The 21,449-nt window shown below is 70.9% G+C and carries 20 protein-coding genes and 1 pseudogene; 11 read left to right on the top strand and 10 right to left on the bottom strand.

What is annotated here, in order from left to right; all coding sequences use genetic code 11:
- Nucleotides 1-90: 90 nt before the first annotated feature.
- On the bottom strand, nt 91-1,308 hold the full coding sequence (locus EV292_RS06055; RefSeq protein ID WP_132908317.1) for an argininosuccinate synthase: 1,218 nt from the start codon (nt 1,306-1,308) through the stop codon (nt 91-93).
- A gap of 116 nt (nt 1,309-1,424) precedes the next feature.
- On the opposite strand from EV292_RS06055, the gene EV292_RS06050 reads away from it, so the two are divergent.
- A complete protein-coding gene (locus tag EV292_RS06050) occupies nt 1,425-1,856 on the top strand; it encodes a hypothetical protein (RefSeq protein WP_132908316.1) in 432 nt (143 codons plus the stop codon).
- 247 nt (nt 1,857-2,103) lie between these two features.
- Here the strand turns inward: EV292_RS06050 and EV292_RS06045 are convergent, their stop codons facing one another.
- On the bottom strand, nt 2,104-2,265 hold the full coding sequence (locus EV292_RS06045; protein WP_132908315.1) for a DUF1674 domain-containing protein: 162 nt from the start codon (nt 2,263-2,265) through the stop codon (nt 2,104-2,106).
- Nucleotides 2,266-2,350: 85 nt separating this feature from the next.
- Between EV292_RS06045 and EV292_RS06040 the strand changes: the two genes are divergently transcribed.
- The 3 genes from EV292_RS06040 to EV292_RS06030 are packed head-to-tail and all read left to right on the top strand — an operon-like array spanning nt 2,351 to nt 6,136.
- Nucleotides 2,351-3,676 carry an RsmB/NOP family class I SAM-dependent RNA methyltransferase gene (locus EV292_RS06040; RefSeq protein ID WP_132908314.1) on the top strand — a complete coding sequence of 442 codons (1,326 nt, stop codon included), beginning with the start codon at nt 2,351-2,353 and terminating at the stop codon, nt 3,674-3,676.
- A gap of 26 nt (nt 3,677-3,702) precedes the next feature.
- Nucleotides 3,703-4,365 carry a ribulose-phosphate 3-epimerase gene (rpe, locus tag EV292_RS06035; RefSeq protein ID WP_132908313.1) on the top strand — a complete coding sequence of 221 codons (663 nt, stop codon included), beginning with the start codon at nt 3,703-3,705 and terminating at the stop codon, nt 4,363-4,365.
- Nucleotides 4,366-4,369: 4 nt separating this feature from the next.
- A complete protein-coding gene (locus EV292_RS06030) occupies nt 4,370-6,136 on the top strand; it encodes a heparinase II/III family protein (protein ID WP_132908312.1) in 1,767 nt (588 codons plus the stop codon).
- Between the two features lie 20 nt (nt 6,137-6,156).
- Here the strand turns inward: EV292_RS06030 and EV292_RS06025 are convergent, their stop codons facing one another.
- Entirely contained in the window at nt 6,157-7,764 is a 1,608-nt protein-coding gene (locus EV292_RS06025) for a lysine--tRNA ligase (RefSeq protein WP_132908311.1), read from the bottom strand.
- 50 nt (nt 7,765-7,814) lie between these two features.
- On the opposite strand from EV292_RS06025, the gene EV292_RS06020 reads away from it, so the two are divergent.
- A complete protein-coding gene (locus tag EV292_RS06020) occupies nt 7,815-8,321 on the top strand; it encodes a sterol desaturase family protein (protein WP_132908310.1) in 507 nt (168 codons plus the stop codon).
- 214 nt (nt 8,322-8,535) lie between these two features.
- Here EV292_RS06020 and EV292_RS06015 read toward each other — a convergent pair whose 3' ends face one another.
- Together EV292_RS06015 and EV292_RS06010 are read right to left on the bottom strand one after the other, a co-directional pair.
- On the bottom strand, nt 8,536-9,345 hold the full coding sequence (locus tag EV292_RS06015; RefSeq protein WP_132908309.1) for a DUF72 domain-containing protein: 810 nt from the start codon (nt 9,343-9,345) through the stop codon (nt 8,536-8,538).
- Complete coding sequence (locus EV292_RS06010; protein WP_132908308.1) at nt 9,342-10,046, bottom strand: HPP family protein; 705 nt, start codon at nt 10,044-10,046, stop codon at nt 9,342-9,344. Before EV292_RS06010 ends, EV292_RS06015 begins: the two co-directional genes overlap by 4 nt.
- Before the next feature lie 163 nt (nt 10,047-10,209).
- Here EV292_RS06010 and EV292_RS06005 point away from each other — a divergent pair, with 163 nt between their 5' ends.
- The 3 genes from EV292_RS06005 (at nt 10,210) to EV292_RS05990 (ending at nt 14,343) form a co-directional block, all read left to right on the top strand.
- Nucleotides 10,210-10,638, top strand: coding sequence for a GNAT family acetyltransferase (locus EV292_RS06005; RefSeq protein ID WP_132908307.1), 429 nt, complete (start codon nt 10,210-10,212; stop codon nt 10,636-10,638).
- Nucleotides 10,639-10,754: 116 nt separating this feature from the next.
- Nucleotides 10,755-12,701 carry a beta-N-acetylglucosaminidase domain-containing protein gene (locus EV292_RS06000; protein ID WP_132908306.1) on the top strand — a complete coding sequence of 649 codons (1,947 nt, stop codon included), beginning with the start codon at nt 10,755-10,757 and terminating at the stop codon, nt 12,699-12,701.
- Between the two features lie 652 nt (nt 12,702-13,353).
- Nucleotides 13,354-14,343: a zinc-dependent alcohol dehydrogenase family protein gene (locus EV292_RS05990; protein ID WP_132908305.1), complete on the top strand. Its 990-nt coding sequence runs from the start codon at nt 13,354-13,356 to the stop codon at nt 14,341-14,343.
- A gap of 184 nt (nt 14,344-14,527) precedes the next feature.
- Here EV292_RS05990 and EV292_RS05985 read toward each other — a convergent pair.
- Nucleotides 14,528-14,814, bottom strand: a pseudogene (locus tag EV292_RS05985) (DUF1330 domain-containing protein).
- Between the two features lie 93 nt (nt 14,815-14,907).
- Nucleotides 14,908-15,921: a zinc-binding alcohol dehydrogenase family protein gene (locus tag EV292_RS05980; protein WP_132908838.1), complete on the bottom strand. Its 1,014-nt coding sequence runs from the start codon at nt 15,919-15,921 to the stop codon at nt 14,908-14,910.
- A gap of 98 nt (nt 15,922-16,019) precedes the next feature.
- On the opposite strand from EV292_RS05980, the gene EV292_RS05975 reads away from it, so the two are divergent.
- The gene (locus EV292_RS05975; RefSeq protein ID WP_132908304.1) at nt 16,020-16,430 is read left to right on the top strand and encodes a helix-turn-helix domain-containing protein; all 411 of its coding nucleotides are present in this window, start codon (nt 16,020-16,022) and stop codon (nt 16,428-16,430) included.
- 17 nt (nt 16,431-16,447) lie between these two features.
- Here the strand turns inward: EV292_RS05975 and EV292_RS05970 are convergent, their stop codons facing one another.
- Entirely contained in the window at nt 16,448-16,858 is a 411-nt protein-coding gene (locus EV292_RS05970) for a hypothetical protein (RefSeq protein WP_132908303.1), read from the bottom strand.
- Nucleotides 16,859-17,329: 471 nt separating this feature from the next.
- Entirely contained in the window at nt 17,330-18,277 is a 948-nt protein-coding gene (locus EV292_RS05965; protein WP_132908302.1) for a DUF5996 family protein, read from the bottom strand.
- A 199-nt stretch (nt 18,278-18,476) separates the two neighbouring features.
- Between EV292_RS05965 and EV292_RS05960 the strand changes: the two genes are divergently transcribed.
- Nucleotides 18,477-20,528, top strand: a complete 2,052-nt coding sequence (locus EV292_RS05960; protein ID WP_132908301.1) for a TonB-dependent receptor — start codon at nt 18,477-18,479, stop codon at nt 20,526-20,528.
- Between the two features lie 68 nt (nt 20,529-20,596).
- Here the strand turns inward: EV292_RS05960 and EV292_RS05955 are convergent, their stop codons facing one another.
- Entirely contained in the window at nt 20,597-20,758 is a 162-nt protein-coding gene (locus EV292_RS05955) for a hypothetical protein (RefSeq protein ID WP_243693638.1), read from the bottom strand.
- 67 nt (nt 20,759-20,825) lie between these two features.
- On the opposite strand from EV292_RS05955, the gene EV292_RS05950 reads away from it, so the two are divergent.
- Nucleotides 20,826-21,230, top strand: a complete 405-nt coding sequence (locus EV292_RS05950) for a helix-turn-helix domain-containing protein (RefSeq protein WP_132908300.1) — start codon at nt 20,826-20,828, stop codon at nt 21,228-21,230.
- Nucleotides 21,231-21,449: the final 219 nt, after the last annotated feature.

Genomic DNA, 21,449 nt, shown 5'->3' with positions numbered 1-21,449 from the left:
GCTGCGGTGCCCCAGCCTAGGCGCGCACCCAGCGGCTGTACGCCGGGCGCAGGACGCCGACTCCCGCCGGCGCCCGGCGCCGCGCTGTCCTCAGCGATCGCGCCGCCCGAGCAGGCGCAGCCGCAGCGCGTTGAGCTTGATGAAGCCCGCCGCGTCGCGCTGGTCATAGGCGCCCTGATCGTCCTCAAAGGTCACCACCTTCTCCGAGTAGAGCGAGTGCGGCGACTTGCGGCCGGTCACCACCGCCTGGCCCTTGTACAGCTTGAGCCGCACCGTGCCGGTCACCTTGGCCTGCGAGTGATCGACCGCGGCCTGGAGCATCTCGCGCTCGGGCGAGAACCAGAAGCCATTGTACACCAGCTCGGCGTAGCGCGGCGCCAGCTCGTCCTTGAGGTGCGCGGCGCCGCGGTCGAGCGTGATCTGCTCGATGCCGCGATGCGCCAGCGCGTAGATTGTGCCGCCCGGCGTCTCGTACATGCCGCGGCTCTTCATGCCAACGAAGCGGTTCTCGACCAGATCGAGCCGGCCGATGCCGTGCTTGCGCCCGAGCTCGTTGAGCTTGGCCAGCAGCGTCGCGGGCGAGCACGCCTCGCCGTTGACTGCGACGCCGTCGCCGCGCTCGAAGTCGATCGTGATCGTCTCGGGGGTGTCGGGCGCGTCCTCGGGGTTGACCGTGCGCGAGTAGACGTAATCGGGCACCTCGTCCCACGGATCCTCCAGCACCTTCCCCTCGGACGAGGTGTGCAGTAGGTTCGTGTCGGTGGAGAAGGGCGCCTCGCCGCGCTTGTCCTTGCTCACCGGGATCTGGTGCGCCTCGGCGAACTCGATCAGCCTGGAGCGGCTGGTGAGATCCCACTCGCGCCACGGCGCGATCACCTTGATGTCGGGGTTGAGCGCGTAATAGCCGAGCTCGAAGCGGACCTGGTCGTTGCCCTTGCCGGTGGCGCCGTGGCTCACCGCATCGGCGCCGACCTGCGCCGCGATCTCGATCTGGCGCTTGGCGATGAGCGGGCGCGCGATCGAGGTGCCGAGCAGGTACAGCCCCTCGTACAGCGCGTTGGCGCGCATCATCGGGAAGACATAGTCGCGCACGAACTCCTCGCGCAGGTCGTCGATGAAGATATGCTCGCGCTTGATCCCCATCAGCTCGGCCTTGGCGCGCGCGGGCTCCAGTTCCTCGCCCTGACCCAGATCGGCGGTGAAGGTCACCACCTCGCACTGATATTCGGTCTGGAGCCATTTCAGGATCACGCTGGTGTCGAGTCCTCCGGAATAAGCGAGGACGACGCGCTTGATCTGGTCGGTCATGGGGCAGGCTCCTTTCGCGCGCGGGCGCTACGCCAGCGTGCCGCGCGAGGCAACCGTGTCGGCGCCGCGCGCGACCGTTCACCGCGCGTACAAGCGCCCGCGGCCAAGCCCCCACCATGTTCAGGACGCCTACCACGCTCGCCGCCGCGCTCGTCGCGCTGCTCGCCACGCCGGCGCTGACCGTCGCCGCGCTGGGGCAGGAGACGCGCGCCAGCGCCACGGCGAAGCTCGATACCGAGTTCGCCGCCTCGGACGCGAACAAGGACGGATATCTCTCGCTCCCGGAACTGGAGGCGCGGATGGCCAAGATGAAGGTGCGCGGCAAGGCGCTCGACCCGGTCCATGCCAAGCGCGTCGCCGCGCTGGTGATGGCGCGCGGCGATCTCGACAAGGACGGCAAGCTGAGCCGCGCCGAATCGGACCAGCTGATGGGCGCGGTCTTCTCGGCCTATGACCTCAATCACGACGGCAAGGTCGACGCTGCCGAGGCCGCGCGCGCCCGCGCCGCCGCGAACGGCGTGGCGAAAGGCGCGACACCGAAGCGATGAGCGCCGGGGGCGGCGCGGGCGCTTCCGCCGCGTGCGGAGGCCGAGCGCGCTCGGCCGGGCAAAGCCCCTGCCTACGTCCGACCGCCATCCCGGCCGCGCGCCGGGATCCATCCTTCCGCGGGAGCAACGCCGGCGACGCTCGCGGCACCATGGATACCGGGTCGAGCCCAGGATAACGGGAGCGACGCGACGATGCTTCGTAGGGGAGGGGAGGAAGCTCCTGTCACGCCGTTGCGATCGGGCGTCGCTAGAAGTCGATCGCGATCCCGTCGCGCTCCCAGTCGCCGTAGCGCACCGGGTCGCGACCGAGCGGGTCGTGCTCGGGGCGATGGAGCGGCTCGGGCGTGGGTACCGGCGGGTTGGGGCTGAGATGCGCCGGCGGCTTCACGTGGTCGGGGCGCTGGCCCATGCGACGTCCTTCCGATTGATCGCTCGCGTCGACAGGCACATATGCGCGCGCATGACCCCCTTCAACCCGCGCGCGCCCGGCTGACATGGCGCGACCCGTTTCCCGCACCGGCGCGCGCGCGCCTTCGCGCGGCCCCGACCCGCTCGGCACCGCCGCCCGCCGCGCCGCGCTGCGCCTGCTCGACGCGGTACTCCGTCGCGGCGAACCGCTCGAGTCCGCGCTCGCGCTCGCGACGCGCGCGCTGCCCGGCGGCCCCGACCGCGGGCTCGCGCACGCCATCGCGGCCGAGACGCTGCGCCGCCTGCCCGATCTCGACGCGCTGATCGACTCGGCGACGCGCCAGCGCCTGCCCGACGATGCCAAGGCGCGCTTCGTGCTGCGCGTCGCGCTGGTCCAGGCGCTCGCGCTCGGCACGCCGCCGCATGCCGCGATCGCGACCGTGCTGCCGCTGGTCGACGGCGGGCCGAAACGGCTGGTCCATGGCGTCTTCGGCACGCTGATGCGCGGCGGCGCGACGCTGCCCGAGGTGCCGACCCTGCCCGCCGCGGTGGCGACGCGCTGGGACGAGCATTGGGGAGCGGACGCCGCCGCGGCCGCGGCCCGCGCGATCGCCGCGCCGCCCCCGCTCGACCTCAGCCTGCGCGACCCCGCCGCCACCGCCGAATGGATCACGCGGCTCGGCGGCACCAGCCTCGCGCCGGGGCACGTCCGCCTGCCCGCGGGCGCGGGCGCGGTGGCCGATCTGCCCGGCTATGCCGAGGGGCAATGGTGGGTGCAGGACCTCGCCGCCTCGATCCCCGCGCGGCTGCTCGCCGCCGCCGCGACGCCGGGCGCGCCGGCGCTCGACCTGTGCGCCGCGCCGGGGGGCAAGACGCTCCAGCTCGCCGCGCAGGGCTATGCCGTCACCGCGGTGGAATTGTCCGAAAGTCGCGCCGCGCGACTTCGCGAGAATGGCGCGCGCACCGGGCTGGCGTTCGACACCGCGATCGCGGACGTGCTCGACTGGGCGCCCGCGCGTCCTGCGGACGCGGTGCTGGTCGACGCGCCGTGCAGCGCCACCGGCATCTACCGTCGCCATCCCGACGTGCTGTATCGCGCGGGCGCGGCGACCGTCGCCGAGATGGCGGCGCTGCAGGCGCGCATCCTCGACCGCGCCGCCGACTGGGTCGCGCCGGGGGGGACCCTGGTCTATGCCACCTGCTCGCTCGAGCCCGAGGAAGGCGAGGCGCAGCTCGCGCGCTTCCTCGCCGCGCGCGGCGATTTCGCCCTCGTCCCGCCGCGGGACGGGGAATTGCCCGACGGCATCGCCGCCGCGCCCGAGGGCTGGGTGCGCACCCTGCCCGGAACGGTCGAGGCGGTGGGCGGGTGCGACGGCTTCTTCGTCGCGCGCGTCTCGCGTGCTTTAACCTGAGGCCGCATCGCGCTAACCCCGCGCGCATGACCAGACCCGTGCGCATCGCCCCCTCGATCCTCTCCGCCGACTTCGCGCGGCTGGGCGAGGAGGTGCGCGCGATCGACGCGGCGGGCGCCGACTGGATCCACATCGACGTGATGGACGGCCATTTCGTCCCCAACATCTCGATGGGGCCGGCGGTGGTGAAGGCGCTGCGCCCGCACACCGCCAAGCCGTTCGACGTCCATCTGATGATCTCGCCGGTCGACGCCTATCTCGACGCCTTCGCCGAGGCGGGCGCGGACACGATCACGGTCCATCCCGAGGCGGGGCCGCACGTCCATCGCACGATCCAGCACGTCAAGTCGCTGGGCAAGCGCGCCGGCGTCGTGCTCAACCCCGGGACGCCGGCCAAGATGCTCGATTATCTGATCGACACGGTCGATCTGGTGCTGGTGATGAGCGTCAATCCCGGATTCGGCGGGCAGCATTTCATCGACAGCCAGCTGCGCAAGATCACCGCGATCCGCAAGATGATCGACGCCACCGGGCGCGCGATCGACCTGGAGGTGGACGGCGGGATCGACCGCGACACCGCGCGGCGTGCGGTCGAGGCGGGCGCGGACGCGCTGGTCGCGGGCACCGCCACCTTCCGCGGCGGGCCGACCTGCTACGCCGACAACATCCGCGCGCTGCGGGGCGACTGAGCGGATGAGCGGTGACGGACGCGGGCCGGCGACCAACGGTCACGAGGCGCAGGACGAGATCGATCCGGGCAAGCGGCTGGTCCGCGCTGCCCCGGGTGCCGGCGCGCCGCTGGCGCATCAGGTGGCGCGCTGGTTCGAGCGGCTGACGTGGCGCACCCCGCTCCACGACCGCCGGCTCGACGGGCAGCACCCGCCCAAATTGCTCGCGGTGCCCGCCGATCCCTTCCCGGGCGACGAGCTGGCGGGCGAGGCGCTGCTCGAGGGCTGGCTGTTCGCGGCGGGGGAGCAGCGCGCGATCGCCGAGCTCGATCCGCTCGCCCCGGCGCGCGCGGGCTTCCTCGACTATCTCCACGGTTTCGCCTGGCTGCGCGACCTCGCCGCGACGGGCGAGCGCGAGCGCGCCGCGGCGGCGGCGGAGACGCTGGCACAGCGCTGGCTGATGGCGCACGGCGACCGCCCGACCGAGCCGGCGTGGCGCCCCGAACTGGCGGCGCGGCGGCTGCTGATGCTGCTGTTCCACGCGCCGCTGCTGCTGTCGTCGAGCAACATGGTGGCGCGCTCGCGCGTGCTCACCGCGGTGGCGCGCGGCGCGCGCTACCTCGATCGCGCCGCGGACAAGGCGCCCGCGGGCGCGCCGCGCGTGCTCGCCTGGGGCGCGGTGACGGCGGCGGGGCTGCTGCTGCCCGGCGGCGAGACGCGCCGCGCGGTGGCGGAGGAGGGGCTGGCGCGCGCGCTCGGTACCGCGCTGTTCGACGATGGCGGGGTGGTCAGCCGCTCGCCCGCGCAACTGCTCGCGGTGATGGAGGCGATCGGGCTCGTCCGCGCGGCCTATGACGCGCGGCGCGAGCCGCTCCCCGCCTTCGCATCCGGGGCGCTGGCGCAGATGACCCCCGCGCTGCTCGGCTGCGCGCTGGGCGACGGCGGGCTGGCGAGCTGGCAGGGCGGGCTGCCGCTCGACGCGACGCGCGTCAACGACGCGTTGCAGGCGAGCGGCGCCTTCGGTCGCCCGCTGCGCCAGTCGCGCAACTGGGGCTATCAGCGGCTGTGCGCTGGCGCGACCGTGCTGCTGGTCGATGCCGCGCCGCCCCCCGCGGCGACGGTGGCGGACGGCGGTTGCGCCTCGACGCTCGCGATCGAGCTGTCGGACGGGGACGAGCGGCTGCTGGTCGGCTGCGGCGGCGCGGGCCAGGCGCGCGCGCGCGGCAACGACGCGATGGCGCAGGCGCTCCGCACCACCGCGGCGCATTCGACGCTGGTGATGGCGGACACCAACTCCACCGCGCTCAACCCCGATGGCACGCTCGGGCGCGGCGTCACCGCGGTGGAGCTGGCGCGACAGGAATCGGAGGCGGGCAGCCGGATCGAGGCGCGTCACGACGGCTATGCGCGCCGTTTCGGCTTCGTCCACCAGCGCACCTTGCTGCTCACCAGCGACGGGCGCGAGCTGCGCGGCGAGGATGCGGTGCTGCCCGCGCCGCAGCCGCCGCGCTGGGGGCGCCGCGTGGAGGGGGCGATGACACCGCTGGCGCTGCGCTTCCATCTCGGGCCGGGGGTCGACGCGGTCGCCACCGCGGACGCGCAGGCGGCGATGCTGCGCACCCCGCGCGGCGTCTTCTGGCAGCTGCGCGCGCGCGCCGACCGGCTGACCGTGGAGGACAGCGTGTGGACCGATCCGAGCGGCCGGCTCGTGCCGACCAAGCAGATCGTGATCGACTCGCTCGCCCCCGCCGGCGGCGCGACGATCGCCTGGGTCCTCCGCCGCGCGCGATAGCGGGGCGGGGGCGCTGGCGCCTAGGCCTGCGCCAGTGCCTCGGCGATCAGGCGGCGGCTGTTCTCCACGCCGTACAGCGCGATGAAGCTGCCCATGCGCGGCCCCTGGCTGGTGCCGAGCAGCGTCTCGTACAGCGCCTTGAACCAGTCGCGCAGCTCGGCGAAGCCGCCCGCCTCACCGAACGAGGCCTTGCCGATCTCGTAGACGATGTTCTGAATGTCCTCGGCGCTCGCCCCTTCGGGCAGCGCGGCGAGCTCGGCGTCGAGCCGCTGGAGCGCGGGCACCTCGACCCCGACCGGCGCGCGGCGGTGGAGCGTCGGGGCCACGAAGTCGCGCGCATAGGCCAAAGCATGGCCGATCAGCCGGTCGAGCGCGGGATAGGTCGCGGGCGAGGCGTCGGGCACGTAATTGGCGAGATAGCCCCACACCTGCTCGCGCGTGGCGTCGCCCCCCATCACGCCGACGAGGTTGAGCAGCAGCCCGAAGGTGATCGGCAGCGTCTCCTCCGGCACCTTGCCGTCGTGGATATGGTGGACCGGATTGCCGAGCCGCTGCGCGATCGGCTGCGTCGGGTAATTGCCGCGGAACTGCCAGTAATCGTCGACCGCGCGCGGGATCACGCCGAAGTGCAGCGCCTTGGCCTTCTTGGGCTCGCGATAGGCGAAGAAGGCGAGGCTCTCCTCCGGCCCGTAGGTGAGCCACTGGTCGAGGCTGAGCCCGTTGCCCTTCGACTTGGAGATCTTCTCGCCCTTCTCGTCGAGGAACATCTCGTAGTTGAAGCCCTCGGGCGGGCGGCCGCCGAGCACGCGCGCGATCTTGGACGATTGCACCACCGAGTCGATCAGGTCCTTGCCCGCCATCTCGTAGTCGACGCCCAGCGCGACCCAGCGCATCGCCCAGTCGACCTTCCACTGCAGCTTGGCCTTCCCGCCCAGCACCGACTGGACGATCCGCTCGCCGCTCGCGTCGGTGAAGGCGATCGTCCCCGCCGCGGCGTCGACCACCTCGACCGGCACCTGCAGCACCACGCCGGTGGTCGGGCTGACCGGCAGCACCGGCGAGTAGGTGGCGCGGCGCTCGGCGCGGAGCGTCGGCAGCATCACGTCCATGATGCCCTGATAGTGGCGCAGCACGCCCTTGAGCGCCGCGTCGAAGCGCCCGCCGGTGTAATAGTCGGTCGAGGAGACGAACTCGTACTCGAACCCGAACCGGTCGAGGAACTGCCGCAGCATGGCGTTGTTGTGCGCGGCGAAGCTGTCGAACTTGCCGAACGGGTCGGGGATGCGCGTCAGCGGCTTGCCGAGATGCTCGGCCAGCATCGCGCTATTGGGCACGTTGTCGGGCACCTTGCGCAGCCCGTCCATGTCGTCGCTGAACGCGATCAGCCGCGTCTTCTGGTCGGACAAAGCGTGGAAGGCGTTGCGCACCATGGTCGTGCGCAGCACCTCGTTGAACGTGCCGATATGCGGCAGCCCGGAGGGGCCGTAGCCGGTCTCGAACAGGATCGCGTCGCCGCCGGGCTTGCCGTCGGGCCAGCGCTTGAGCAGCTTGCGCGCCTCCTCATACGGCCAGGCCTTGGATTCGAGGGCGGCGGACGCGAGCGCGTCGGGGCGAAGATCGTCGGTCATGGTGCGCTGCGACGTAGCGAGACGCGCGCGCCATGGCTATATCGTCGCTTATGTCCTGGTGGGCCGCCCTTCTCCTGTTCCTCGTCACCGTCGCGCTGATGGAGGGCTTCGCCTATGTCATGCACCGCTGGGTGATGCACGGGCCGGGCTGGTTCCTCCACGCCAGCCACCATCGCGCGCGCGCCGGCAATTGGGAGCTCAACGATCTCTACGCGGTGATCTTCGCGGTGCCGTCGTTCGTGATGATCCTCGGCGGGGTGCAGCTCGGCTGGTGGCCGGGCTTCACCTGGATCGGCGCGGGGATCGCGGCCTATGGCGCGATCTATTTCGGCTTCCACGACGTGATCGTGCACAAGCGGCTGCCGACGCGCTACCTGCCCAAATCGGCCTATATGAAGCGGATCATCCAGGCGCACCGGCTCCACCACGTGGTCGAGACCAAGCATGGGACGGTGAGCTTCGGCTTCCTCGTCGCGCCCCGGCCCGAGGCGCTCAAGGCCGAGCTCAAGCGTCGCAACCGCGCGGGGGTGCGCCGCTCGCTCGGCGCGGTGGAGTGAGCACGACGCTGTCCTGCGCTTAGCCCGCCGCGCTGGAGGCTGATTCGTCCGAGCCGACCCCGCTCCCGCGCACGCGGCGGACCAGAGCGGCAGGCGGTCGCTTCTGTGATCCTGGCCTTCCGCGTCCGCCGCGCGACGCTCGGACGGCGCCGTCGACCCGGCGACCGCGGGGCCGGCCAGGCTAGAGGTGATCCGCGCGCCAACAGTCGCGCGCTCAGCCGGGGATGAGCCCCAGCCGATCGAGCAGCGCCATCGCGGCGTGCGGCGCGCGCACCTTGGCGCCGTTGATCATGAACACGAACGTGTCGCGCGGGCGGACCGGTGCGGGCGCGGCGACATAGGGCAGTCCCTCGGGTGAGCGCCCCGCCGCCCAGTCGCGCGCCACCGCCGCCCAGCGGTCGAGTGCCGCGGCGGGATAGCCGGCGGGCTCGTCCTCGCGCGCGTCCTCGAGCCGCGCGTAGACGAAGTCGCCGGAAATATCGGCCAGCGCGGGATAATCCGCCGAATCGCCGTGGACGATGGCGACGCCCGCGCCGCGGCACAGCGCGACGAAGCCGGCGTCGGCGAAGCTCTCGTGGCGCACCTGGATCGCGTGGCGCAGCGCGACGCCGTCGTGGCGCGCGGGCAGCAGCGCGAGAAAGGCGGCCATGTCGTCGGGATCGTAGCGGCGCGTCGCGGGCATCTGCCACAGGATCGGGCCGAGCGCGTCGCCCAGTTCGGTGATCCCCTGGCCGACGAAGCGCGCCACCGACTCGCCCGCCTCCGCCAGCACCTTGCGCGTGACGCAATAACGCGACGCCTTGAGCGCGAAGACGAAGCCCGCCGGCGCGGTGGCGCGCCAGCCCGCGAAGGTGGCGGGCTTGAACGAGGAATAGAAGGTGCCGTTGACCTCGATCGCGGTGACGCGACGGCTGGCATATTCCAGCTCGCGCTTGGCGGGCCATCGCTCCGGATAGAAGGTGCCGCGCCATGGCTCATAGGTCCAGCCGCCGATGCCGACCCGAATCGCTGCCTCGTCCGTCATGCCCCCGGGGTGCCGCGCCGCGCGCGCGCTGTCGAGGGGGGCGCGGCGCGACGCTGCCGCGCATGCCACTCGGCGCGGGTCAGCAGCGCGTCCAGATCCTCGGGCGCGATATCGAAGGTCTCGTGCAGCTCGGCCAGCGCCGCGTCGATGTCGGCGGCGTGGAGCCCCGCCTCCACCGGTGCGGCGGGGCGGTGCGGATAGGAGCGACCGGTGAGCCGATGGATCAGCAGCCCCAGCGCCACCAGCGCGATCGAGTTGAGCGCGACGGGCACCAGCGCGAAGCCGAAGCCAGCGGCATGGACCGCGGGTCCGCCGATCACCGCGGTCAGCGCGGCGGCGCCGCCCGGCGGGTGGAGGCAGCGCAGCAGCGACATGACGAGGATGGCGAGCCCCACCGCGATCCCCGCCGCCGCCGCCGCGCCGGGAACGAGCCGGTACACCGCCACGCCGACCAGCGCCGAGACTAGATTGCCCCCGATCACCGGCCAGGGCTGCGCCAGCGGGCTGGCCGGCACCGAGAAGACCAGCACCGCGGAGGCACCCACGGGAGCGACGATCAGCGGCAGATCGGCGCGCGCGAGCGGCAGCAGCGCGGCGACGAGCAGCGTCGCGGCGATCCCCAGCGCCGCGCCGAGGCAGGCGACGAGCCGGTCGGACAGCTGGGCGCCGGACAGGAGCGGCTTGAACAGGCGCGGCGTCATGCGCCGCGCTGTGGCGCGCCGCCGCCGCGCCGTCAACGCGGCCGGGCCACGCCCGCCATTCCCCGCAGCGGCAAAACGAGCGACCCGGCCGCGCCCTGTCGCTTCGCCCCGCCACCGGGCAGGATCACCGACGGATCGCCGTCATATCAGGAAGAGAGTGAGCATGGACCGCCCGATCGAGCTCCGCCCCGCCACGCCGGACGATGCCGCCGCGACGATCGCGCTGTGGCACGACGCCGCGCTGGTGGCATCGCACAACGATCCGGCGGCCGATTTCGCCTTCGCGCTCGCCGGCCCCTCGTCGACCGTGGTGCTCGCGACGGCGGGCGCGACGGTGGTGGGCAGCGTGATGGTCGGCCACGACGGCCATCGCGGCTGGCTCTATTATCTCGCGGTCGCGCCCACGCGCCGCCGCGCGGGACTGGGGCGCGATCTGGTCGCGGCGGCGGAGCGCTGGCTCGCCGCGCGCGGCGTGCCCAAGGTGCATCTGATGGTGCGCGAGGACAATCGGGCGGTGGCCGGCTTCTACGAGCGGCTGGGCTATGCCGACATGCCGCGCGTGCTGATGAGCAAGTGGCTCCACCCCGGATGATGCGATTGGACCTGTCGGGCATTGCCGGCGCCACGCGCGCCCGACCGCGGGGTTGCGGGGCAGGGCACGTGGCCCTACCCCTGCGTCGATAATACCATTCTGATACCGGAGGACGCATGACGACGCACCGAGGCCCGCTGGCTCTCCTGGCCCTGTTCGTCGGGCTCGCGCTTCCCGTCGTGCCCGCCGCCGCCCGCCCGGCGCCCGCGACACTGCCCGCGATCTTCCCGGCGCCCGCGGCGATCGCGCTGGGCAACGGGTCGTTCGCGCTCGGTGAGGCGGTGGTGCTGGTGGCCGCGCCGGGCGCGGATGCCGCGACCGTCGCTTTGGTGCGCAGCGCGCTGGCCGAGCGCGGGATCGCGGTGAGCGCCGCCGCGCGCCTGCCCGCCACGCTCGACCGCGCGCACGTCGTCGTCGGCGGCGGCGATTCCGCACCGGTCCGCGCCGCGCTCGCGCGCGCGGGCGCGACGCTCGACGACCAGCCCGAGGGCTATACGCTCGCGACCGTGGCGCGCGACGCCGGGCTGGTGGTGCTCGCCGGGCGCGACGCCGCGGGCCAGTTCCACGCCGCGCAGACCTTCCGCCAGTTGCTTCGCCGCGACGCGCTGCCCGCGCTGGTGATCCGCGACCATCCCGCGATGCCGATCCGCGGCACGATCGAGGGCTTCTACGGCGCGCCCTGGACGACGCAGGACCGGCTGCGCCACCTCGCTTTCCTCGGCAGCGTCAAGGCCAACACCTATGTCTACAGCCCCAAGGACGATCCGTTCGCGCGCGACCGCTGGCGTGAGCCCTATCCCGCCGCGACGCTGACCGAACTGGGCACGCTGGTCGATGCGGCGCGCGCGCAGCACGTCGATTTCGTCTACGCCATCTCGCCGGGGCCGAGCGTGTGCTTCTCCGACCCCGCCGATCTCGCCGCGCTGGAGCGCAAGTTCGACGCGCTGCGCGGGCTCGGCGTCCACCGCTTCTACGTCGCGCTCGACGATATCGAGTATAAGAAGTGGAATTGCGCGGGCGACGAGGCGCGCTTCGGCGCCGCGGGCGCGGCCGCGGCGGGCACCGCGCAGGCGCAGTTGCTGAATGCGGTCCAGACCGGGCTGGTGCGGCGCGATCCCGACGCGCGCCCGCTCATCATGGTGCCTACCGAATATTATGACGCCAAGGAGAGCCCCTACAAGGCCGCACTGCGCGAGCGGCTCGATCCGCGCATCGTCGTGCAATGGACCGGTACCGACGTCGTGCCCCCCGCCATCTCGATCCCCGATGCCAAGGCGGCGACCAAGGCGTTCGGGCGCAAGACGCTGTTGTGGGACAATTATCCCGTCAACGATTATGCCCAGACGACCGGGCGGCTGCTGCTCGCCCCTTATGCGCGGCGCGAGGCGGGGCTGGCGGGCGAGCTCAGCGGTATCCTGTCCAACCCGATGAACCAGGAGGCGCCGAGCCGCGTCGCGGTGACCGGTGTGGCGGCGTTCGCGTGGAACGACCGCGACTATGACGCCGAGCGGACGTGGCACGCCGCCGCGCGCGCGCTGGCGGGCGACGACGCGCGCGCCACCGCGGCGCTGCTGACCTTCTTCGACACCCAGCACCTCGCCCCCACCTTCGGCAGCCAGCCGTGGCAGGAGCAGGCGCCGCGGCTCAAGGCGGTGCTGGACGGGGTGCGCGCAACACTCGCCGACGGCGACGCGACCGCGCGCGCTGAGGCGGTCGCGACGCTGGCGGCGGAGGCGGACGCGATCGCCGCCGCTCCCGACGTGATCCGCGCGGGCGCGGTGGACCCGGGGTTCGCGGCACAGTCGGCGCCGTGGCTCGACGCGATGGCGCGCTGGGGGCGCGCGCTCCAGCTCAGCGCGGCGGGGCTGGGCGCGGCCGAAGCGGGCAATCCGGCGGCGAACGGCTATTTCGCCGCGTCGCGCCGGCTCGCGGCGGAGGCGGCGGCGGTGCCGACGATCAAGGGCGCGACCCGCTTCGACGGGACGGTGAAGATCGCCGACGGCGTGCTCGACCGCTTCGTCGCGGACGCGCCGACGCTGATCGCCGCACCGCCGGCGCGGTGAGGCGGGAGAGGCGCGACGCGGCCACGCGCGCGCCTCCTCTCTCAGGGGCAGAGGTCGGGAAGGTCACCGACCGCGCGCGTGTGATCCACCTGGTTCGAACCAGCGGGGTGCTCCTGCGGACGCAGGAACCCGGGGTCGGACCTTCAGCGGCACGGCGCAGTTCAGTAACGTGCACGTACCCACCGACGATGTGGTGGCGAACTGGCGGCTATTCCACCGGCCCAAGCCTTTCGCGGCCGAAGCACGATCCTATGCGAGGACGAAGACCGGACGAACGTACGCGAACGAGTACCATTTCGCCTTCACCTTCCGTGACGGCAAGATCGCGCGTCTGAGGGAATATACCGATCTCCTGCACGTCCAAGAGATCTTCGGGTGAACATGAGGCGCGAAGGTCTCACCGGCCAGCTCCAGCGGCGCTGCTCCCTTCCGCGCCGCCAACGCACCCGGACGGCTCTCGGCAGCGATCGAGGCTCGCTTCCCATCCTACCAGCCTGCGAGCGGCGGCCTCCTAGCCGGCGATCTTCAAAAATTCTTTGTAGCTGATCCCGTTCCGGGCTCACTACCGACGGCCGCCTCGAGAAGTCACATCGCCGGCATCGCAAACGGGGCGCTGGCGATGAGCCATGCTCCAGCATGAAGGAGTATCGCCGTGACCAAGACCATGAAGGCCGCCGTGCTCACCCGCTTCGGTGGCCCGGACGCGTTCGAACTGCGCGACGTACCGGTGCCCGACGTCGGCGCGCGCCAGGTGCGCGTGCGGGTCCACGCCACCGCGATCAACCCGCTCGACTATCAGATCCGCCGCGGCGACTATGTCGACTACGTGCCGCTGCCCGCCATCATCGGTCACGACATCTCCGGCGTCATCGAGGAAGTCGGTTCGGAGGTGCATGACTTCCAGATCGGCGACGAGGTCTATTACACGCCGAAGATCTTCGGCGGCGCGGGCTCCTATGCGGAGCAGCACGTCGCCGACGTCGAACTGGTCGGTCGCAAGCCGCGCAACATCACGCATGCGGAAGCGGCGAGCCTGACGCTGGTCGGCGGTACGGTCTGGGAAGCGTTCGTCCAGCGTGCCCAGTTGCAGGCGGCCGAGACGATCCTGATCCACGGCGGCTCGGGCGGTGTCGGAACGATCGCCGTGCAACTGGCCAAAGCGATCGGCGCGCGCGTGATCACGACCGCGCGCGCGCGCGACCACGATTTCGTGCGCTCGCTCGGCGCCGACGAGACGATCGACTATACCGCCGAGGACTATGTGGACGCTGTTGCCCGGCTGACGCATGGCGAGGGCGTGAACGTCGTCTTCGACACGATCGGGGGTGACGCGCTCACGCGCAGCCCGCTCGTTCTCGCCGATGGGGGTCGGGTCGTCAGCCTCGTCGATATCGCGCAGCCGCAGAATCTGATCGAGGCCTGGGGCAAGAATGCGGCGTACCATTTCGTGTTCACGCGCCAGAACCGCGGCAAGCTCGATGCGCTCACCCGATTGATCGAGCGCGGTCTGGTCAAACCCGTGGTCGGCGCCACGCTGCCGCTCGCCCGCATCGGCGAGGCGCACGAGCTGCTGGAGAACGGCTCGGCGCGAGGGCTCCGCGGCAAGGTGGTGATCGACGTCTCGGGCGCGGCGAGCGCCTGACGTGACGGTGGACGGTCGCGCCTTGCGCCGCGGCCGTCCGCCGCTCTCGCGTCAATAGCGCGACGATCATCGCCCGGTGTCGTGATGGCGCGCGCCTGCGCGAGCGCGACCCTGCACGAGCGTGTGTCCGATGGAGGATTGTCCGATGCCTTTCACGGCCGACGCCAGGGCCACCGGTGGAGCGCTACTGCCCCGCCACGATGAAGCCCAGGTACCGCGCGCCCCGGAAGCGATGCTGGGCGACGGTCTGATAGGCGGGGCTGCGATACCAGCGTCGCGCCGCGGCATGTGGGGAAACTGGAGGAAGACCGCGCCCTCCACGGCCTCCCCCTCGAGCGTCTCGATCGCGCCATAGTCGGCCAGGAACGTCACGTCATGACCTTCGAAGCTGGCGTCGACCTTGTCGAGATAGGTCTGGAACTCGGCGGGATCGACGATCCCGTTGCGCAGGAACACGGCATAGGCTGGCATCTGGGTCGGTCCTTTCGAGACGAATGTCGGCCGAGCGAGCGGCCGCCCGCCGGTGACCGGCGCGGCAGCTGCCGGCGAGCGTCGCGCATCGCCTCAGAAGCCTTCCAGCACGATCTTGCCGCGGGTGCCGCCGCCCTCGATCATGGCATGGGCGCGCTTGAGATTCGCGGCGTTGATGGACGCGATCCGCTGGGTGACCGTCGTGCGCAGCTTTCCCGCGTCGACGAGGTGGCCGACCTCGTCGAGGATGCGGCCCTGCTCGCCCATGTCGGGCGTGCCATAGATCGCGCGCGTGAACATCAGCTCGTGGTGGATCGACACCGCCTTGCGCTTGAACGCCATGACGTCGAAGCCGTCCGGATCGTCGATCAGGCAGAAGCGGCCCTGAGGCGCGATCAGCTCAACGACCTCGGCGACGTGATCGGCCGTGTGCGTGGTCGAGAACACGAAGGCCGGTGCACCGATGGCGAGCGCCGCGACCTGCGCCGCCAGCGGTCTGGAATGATCGAGCACGTGATGCGCGCCGAGTTCCCCGGTCCACGCCTGCGTCTCGGGACGGGAGGCCGTCGCGATGACGGTCAGGTCGGTGCGCTGACGGGCGATCTGCACCGCGACCGAACCCACGCCACCGGCACCGCCGATGATGAGGATCGCCGGGGCCGCGCCCGGTACCGGCCTGTTCACGTCGAGGCGGTCGAACAGCGCCTCCCATGCGGTCAGCGAGGTCAGCGGCAGGGCCGCGACCTCGGACCAGTCCAGCGACGAGGGCTTCCTGCCGGTGATCCGCTCGTCGACGAGATGCAGTTCCGCATTGGTACCGGGTCGCGTGATCGAACCGGCATAGTAGACCTGGTCGCCGGCCTGGAAGAGCGTCGCCTCCGGACCGACGGCGCGCACGATGCCGGCCGCGTCATAGCCCAGTATCTTCCACTCGCCCTCCGGCGGCGCAGCGCTGCGACGCACCTTATAGTCCACCGGATTGACCGAGACCGCGCGCACCTCGACGAGGAGATCGCGTCCGGTCGGCGACGGATCGGGAAGCTCGATGTCGACCAGAGCGTCCGCGCGGTCGATCGATCCGGGCAGTTGGTAACCGACGGCCTTCATGTCTGCGTCTCCGATTGTGTTGGCCGGCGAGATAGGCCGCGATGGCCACACCAGCCATACGCACAAGTTTTGCACCCAGTGCACGAAGGGATACCGCGATGGTGAAGGCCCGCCACGCCCATCTGGACTGCAGTCCCGGCTGTGCCGTGGAGGCGGCGATCAGCCTGATCGACGGCAAGTGGAAGTGCGTCGCGCTCTGGCACCTGCAGGAGAAAGGCGTGGTCCGCTTCAACGAGCTGATGCGACTGATCCCCGGCGTCACGCAGCGGACCCTGACGAACCAGCTCCGCGAGATGGAGGCGGACGGCCTGATCGATCGGGTGGTGTACCCGCAGGTCCCACCCCGGGTCGAGTATAGCCTCTCCGATCGCGGACGGACCTTCCTGCCGATCCTGCGAGCACTGTCGGCCTGGGGCGAGGCCAACATGGATCTGTTCCGCCGATCGTCGCGGACTCGTCCCGATACCGACCCGAGAGCCGTGGCGCCGCACCGGCTCACCCCGTCGTGACCTGCGCCGGTTCCGGCTCACGCACTCGCCTTCGGCACGAGGCCGTGGGTCGCGAGGTCGATCACGCGCTCCGCGGACGGGAGCGCGCCGTCCGTGACGGCCGCCGCGGCCAACCTGTCCTGGCAGACGCGCATCAGCCGCCCGTAGAGTTTGCGCTCGGCCGGCGTCATGCTGCCGTCGATCCGCGCGAGGTCCTTGGCGGTTCCGCCGACCTGCGCCTCGATACCGCAGGCGGAGGCGATGAGCACCTCGATGCCGAACGGCTCCAGCTCGGCGCGGTAGGCGGCCGAGAACGCCTCGACCGCGGCGCGGGCGGCGCTGGACGGCCCATCGAAGAGGCTGGCGGTCCCCGGCGCGCAGGGATTGACCTGGATGATGCGGCCGTGCGCCTTGCGCAGGGCGGGGAGCCGGGCGCGGACCGCATCCATGGATCGACGCTCGCCGCGCTGCTCTGCCGCATCGATCGAGGAGCGATGCCGTCAGCATGCTATTCAACGAGCCTCGCCGAGTTCTTCCGGAGCGGAGACCGCGAGAATGCCGCGGCTACCGGGGCGTGGCGGAGCGTCATGATCTTCCTTGACTTGGCTGAGGGGGTTTTGTCCGGGTCGCTGGTCAAGTGACGCTGACGAGCCCGACTGTGCCGTCCTGTGTGCTGCGCCGGTAGACCTGCGGGCTGCGACAGCGCGTCGCAACAGCCGGAACGTTCCACTTTCGGGGAGCACGCGGGATCCCAAGTCGCGCGACGAAGCTCGACCAGTCCGGATGGAAGGGCGTCCTAGAACAAGCGATTACGCCACAGTTGAGAAGAAGGTCGCGCGCGATGAATCGTCGCTTCCACGCGCGTTGCTACGTGGATGCGATCGGCAAATCTGAACCTGCCTTAAAGGACCGTACTCACCTCATCCCGAATGCGGATCGGGTTCGCGTACCTTCCCAGGATGACCGTGGTCGCATTCGAGCAAGTCGCGGTCCCAACCACCGAGGCTCGCCGCCGCGACATAGGTGCTCTGAAGGAAAGCGAGCAGTGCCTCGTCACTGTCCCCGGCCGATCGCACCGCCTCATAGGGCAGGATGAACTCCGCGAGATCGGCATTCCACGACGCAGCCGCCGGCGCAACGGCCGCATCGGCGAACCCATCGGGCGCTGGATAGGCATAGGCGTAGAACGAAGCGTCCTCCACCGCACCGCCGCCTGGCCAAAAGCCGGCCGAGGAAACCTCGCGGTCATAGGCCTCTTGGGCGACCTGATCGGGGAGGGCGGGAATGCCGCCGCCGTGTTGTGGCGCGCGTCGGCCGGAGAAGCGCGTGACCGCGAGATCGAAACTGCCCCAGAAGAGGTGGACGGGGCTGCACTTGCCGAGGAACGACGTGCGGAACCGCTTGAAGACCCGATCGATCGAGATCAGCGCGCGGTGATATCGGCGGACCGCGTCGGCGTCGTACGGCCGCTGCCTCTGGTCCTCGTCGAACGGGACGGGTGACTCCACTTCGTTGGGACGGCGGTCGAACCGCGCGGCACCGCCGAGTTCGACGATCATCGCGACGAAGGACGAGTGGAATGCAGCGACGGTCATCGGCCGCAACGCGAAGCTGGCCGAAAGCCCTTCGCCGTTGGTGCCAACGACCATATGCTCGATCAGGTCGAACGCGACCTCGATGCCCGGTCCATCGGGCACCAGCGACGTGGTGACCCCAGTGGCGGTCACGTAGAAGGTAGCGTGCCAGGAGTGGTTGATCCACGGCGTCCGCGCGAGCCGGTACTTGCCGACGACTTGCATATACAGGTGAAGCGCTTCGCAGGTGTCGCGCCACTCCGCGTAGCTGATCCTGGGCCACTCGTCGGACAAGGCGACCTCCTCCAGAAACGTGCGCCGGCGCGCGCACAAATGGGCCCTTCACCGGAATTGTCTCACTCTGCTTTCCGCTACGCTAGCCACGACGGGCGCGACGCGGTGTTCCTGATCTCGCGACGCGGCGTCGGCTGGGCCGTGATGTGACACTCGGAAACGAAGGGAGGCGCTTGACCCTGTAGCAGCTACAGACCTTATGGGCCTTCCTCGCAAGCGTCGCGACGACCGCGCCGCGCATGTTGAGGACGGTGATGTGCGCTACCGAGCGGGCCGCAACATCTTGGAGGTGTCGTCGCTTGGGCTCGCGAGTCTGGCCCTGACGGCGACCGCCGCAGCAGCGCAGGACCGACCGGCGACGCCAGCGCAGCAAGCACCTGTCGAGGAAGCCGAGGAGGGCGGGGAGATCGTCGTGCAGGCGACCCGCACCGGCCGCCGTGTGCAGGACGAGCCGATCCGGGTCGAGGCACTGGACCGCGGAGAGATCGAAGAGAAGATCGCGATGGTGCCCGGCAACATCGCCATGCTGGTGAGTGAGACGCCGGGCCTGCGCGTTCAGGTCACGTCGCCGGCGCTGGGCGCGGCGAACGTCCGCGTGCAGGGGCTGAAGGGGCGCTACACACAAATCCTCGCCGATGGCCTGCCGCTCTACGGCGGGCAGACCCCTTCCATCGGTCTTCTCCAGATACCGCCGACCGATCTGGGCCAGGTCGAGATCATCAAGGGCGCGGCGTCGGCGCTCTACGGCCCGTCCGCGCTGGGCGGCGTCGTCAACCTCGTGTCGCGGCGGCCGTCGCCGGTGCAGCAAGGCGAGCTCTTGCTGAACGCGACGAGCCGCGGCGGTCAGGACGTGACCGCCTATAACTCGGGTCCGCTGAACGATGCGCTCGCCTACTCGCTGACCGGCGGGTTCAACCGGCAGCGCCGGCAAGACATAGACGGCGACGGTTGGGCCAACCTAGCGGGCTATGATCGCTGGACGATCCGGCCGCGGCTGTTCTGGGAGGGCGCGAGCGGCGCGAAAGCCTATCTGACCGTCGGCGCCCTCGCCGAGCAGCGTCGCGGCGGCACGCTGCCCGGCCGCATGGTGCCGGACGGTTCGCCCTTCGCCCAGGATCAGCGTAGTCGGCGGTTCGACGCCGGCCTCACCGCGCAGACCCCGATCGACGGCGTTGGTACGCTCTATCTGCGCGCATCGGGCGTCACCCAGGCGCACCGGCACACCTTCGGCGACGTGATCGAGAACGACCGCCACGACACCGTCCTGACCGAGGCGTCGCTGGGCGGCGGCACCGGCGGTACGACCTGGCTCGCCGGCGCGGCCTATCAGGTGGACAGCTATCGCTCCCGCACTCTCCCCGCCTTCGACTATACCTACCGGGTGCCGGCGCTGTTCGTGCAGGCCGAGCAGAAGCTGTCGACGGACCTGACGCTGGCGGGCAGCGCGCGAATCGACGGCCACAGCGAGTATGGCACGCGCGTCAGTCCGCGCGTGTCGGCGCTGTTCAGGCCCGGCCCCTTCACCGTGCGCGCGTCGCTGGGCCGGGGATCCTACGCGCCGACGCCCTTCATCGAGGAGGTGGAGGCGGCCGGGCTGTCGCGAATCGTGCCGCTGCGAGGTCTGCGCGCCGAGACGGCCGACACCGCCTCGATCGACTTCGGCTATGCGCGAGGGGCCATCGAGGCGAGCCTGACGCTGTCCGGGTCGAACATCGATCATGCCGTCCAGCTCCGCGACGTGAGCGCCACCCGCGCCGAGCTGGTCAACGCCGATGGCGTGACGCGCACGCGCGGGGCCGAACTCCTGCTGCGCTATCGCCTCAATGCGATCACCTTCACAGGCAGCTACGTCCACACGGATGCGCGCGAACCGAACCCGGACGGCATCGGCCGGCGCCTGGTCCCGCTCACCCCGCGCGATACCGCCGGGCTGACGGCGGTGTGGGAGAAGCACGATCGCGGCCGGATCGGGCTGGAGGCTTATTACACTGGCCGCCAGAGCCTCGAGGACAACCCCTATCGCAGCCGGAGCCGTCCCTATGTCGAGCTGGGGGTGATGGGCGAGCTGAAGCTGGGCAAGGTCAGCCTGTTCCTCAACGCCGAGAACCTGCTGGACGTCCGCCAGACCCGCTACGACCCGCTGCTGCTGCCCCGGCGCGCGCCGGACGGGGCGTGGACCGTCGATGCCTGGGGGCCGCTCGACGGGCGCACGATCAACGGCGGCGTCCGCTTCCGGTTCGGTGCGGAGTGAGCCAGCTCGACAAATGCCTTGGCGGTTATCTGCCAGCCCCCCGGAGACGCCGAGGATCGTAGTGACCGCTATATCCGGCCGGTGCCGAAGACGCCGAGCGCAGCGGTGACGATCTCGACACCGAACATGCCGTCGTTGATGGCGAGCGCGATCCACAGCACGCGCCGCCATGCGCGCGCGTCGTCCCGGTCGGTGGGAGCGGCACAGCCGCCGCAGCATCCGCCTGCCATGTCGTCACCTCTTGAAGCCGAGCGCGACACCCCCTCTAATGTCTGTAACAGCTACAGGGTCAAGGGCATGGCGCTGACGATCGGCGATCTGGGAAAAGCCACCAACACCAAGGTCGAAACGGTCCGCTATTACGAGCGCATTGGCCTGCTGCCGAAGCCGCCCCGTAGTGGCGGCAACTACCGTACCTATGGCGCGGCTGAGCTGGGACGGCTGTCGTTTATCCGGCGCGCGCGCGACCTCGGCTTCTCGATCGATCAGGTGCGCACGCTGCTGGGCCTGTCGGACGATCGGACGTGCGACTGCGCCGCCATCGACCGTATCGCCAGCGAGCATCTGCGCGCGGTGGACCGCAAGCTCGCCGACCTGACCGCACTCCGCCGCGAACTGAAGACGGTCATCGACTCCTGTGACGGCGGCACCGTGGCTGAATGTCGGATCATCGAAGCGCTCGGGCCGGCGGTCGACGGCTGAAACTTCCCAAACATCGGTCTTGTAAACGATCCGCCTTTTTCATCTGTCGATCGATGCCGAGAACGGCCACGCCGTCTCTCTCCCATTCCCATCTGGATGGGGCTTGTCCATTTCTTCAACGGCTGCATCGCTCTGACACGATCGATCGGTGAGACTGATGTCGATCGCGACACCCGGATAGCGATCCACCGAGAGCAGTATGACGGCTCGTCTGCTGCT

This window comes from Sphingomonas sp. BK235 (genome assembly GCF_004345855.1).
Lineage (GTDB): Bacteria > Pseudomonadota > Alphaproteobacteria > Sphingomonadales > Sphingomonadaceae > Sphingomonas.
The sequence above is the reverse complement of the archived record's forward strand: the minus strand, read 5'-3'. Positions and strand labels throughout refer to the sequence as shown.

Bases quoted from the DNA above. Each gene is read 5' to 3' on its own strand.
- EV292_RS06055 (WP_132908317.1), bottom strand. From the start codon at position 1,308: ATGACCGACCAGATCAAGCGCGTCGTCCTCGCTTATTCCGGAGGACTC.
- EV292_RS06050 (WP_132908316.1), top strand. From the start codon at position 1,425: ATGTTCAGGACGCCTACCACGCTCGCCGCCGCGCTCGTCGCGCTGCTC.
- EV292_RS06045 (WP_132908315.1), bottom strand. From the start codon at position 2,265: ATGGGCCAGCGCCCCGACCACGTGAAGCCGCCGGCGCATCTCAGCCCC.
- EV292_RS06040 (WP_132908314.1), top strand. From the start codon at position 2,351: ATGGCGCGACCCGTTTCCCGCACCGGCGCGCGCGCGCCTTCGCGCGGC.
- rpe (WP_132908313.1), top strand. From the start codon at position 3,703: ATGACCAGACCCGTGCGCATCGCCCCCTCGATCCTCTCCGCCGACTTC.
- EV292_RS06030 (WP_132908312.1), top strand. From the start codon at position 4,370: ATGAGCGGTGACGGACGCGGGCCGGCGACCAACGGTCACGAGGCGCAG.
- EV292_RS06025 (WP_132908311.1), bottom strand. From the start codon at position 7,764: ATGACCGACGATCTTCGCCCCGACGCGCTCGCGTCCGCCGCCCTCGAA.
- EV292_RS06020 (WP_132908310.1), top strand. From the start codon at position 7,815: ATGTCCTGGTGGGCCGCCCTTCTCCTGTTCCTCGTCACCGTCGCGCTG.
- EV292_RS06015 (WP_132908309.1), bottom strand. From the start codon at position 9,345: ATGACGGACGAGGCAGCGATTCGGGTCGGCATCGGCGGCTGGACCTAT.
- EV292_RS06010 (WP_132908308.1), bottom strand. From the start codon at position 10,046: ATGACGCCGCGCCTGTTCAAGCCGCTCCTGTCCGGCGCCCAGCTGTCC.
- EV292_RS06005 (WP_132908307.1), top strand. From the start codon at position 10,210: ATGGACCGCCCGATCGAGCTCCGCCCCGCCACGCCGGACGATGCCGCC.
- EV292_RS06000 (WP_132908306.1), top strand. From the start codon at position 10,755: ATGACGACGCACCGAGGCCCGCTGGCTCTCCTGGCCCTGTTCGTCGGG.
- EV292_RS05980 (WP_132908838.1), bottom strand. From the start codon at position 15,921: ATGAAGGCCGTCGGTTACCAACTGCCCGGATCGATCGACCGCGCGGAC.
- EV292_RS05975 (WP_132908304.1), top strand. From the start codon at position 16,020: ATGGTGAAGGCCCGCCACGCCCATCTGGACTGCAGTCCCGGCTGTGCC.
- EV292_RS05970 (WP_132908303.1), bottom strand. From the start codon at position 16,858: ATGGATGCGGTCCGCGCCCGGCTCCCCGCCCTGCGCAAGGCGCACGGC.
- EV292_RS05960 (WP_132908301.1), top strand. From the start codon at position 18,477: ATGGGCCTTCCTCGCAAGCGTCGCGACGACCGCGCCGCGCATGTTGAG.
- EV292_RS05955 (WP_243693638.1), bottom strand. From the start codon at position 20,758: ATGGCAGGCGGATGCTGCGGCGGCTGTGCCGCTCCCACCGACCGGGAC.
- EV292_RS05950 (WP_132908300.1), top strand. From the start codon at position 20,826: ATGGCGCTGACGATCGGCGATCTGGGAAAAGCCACCAACACCAAGGTC.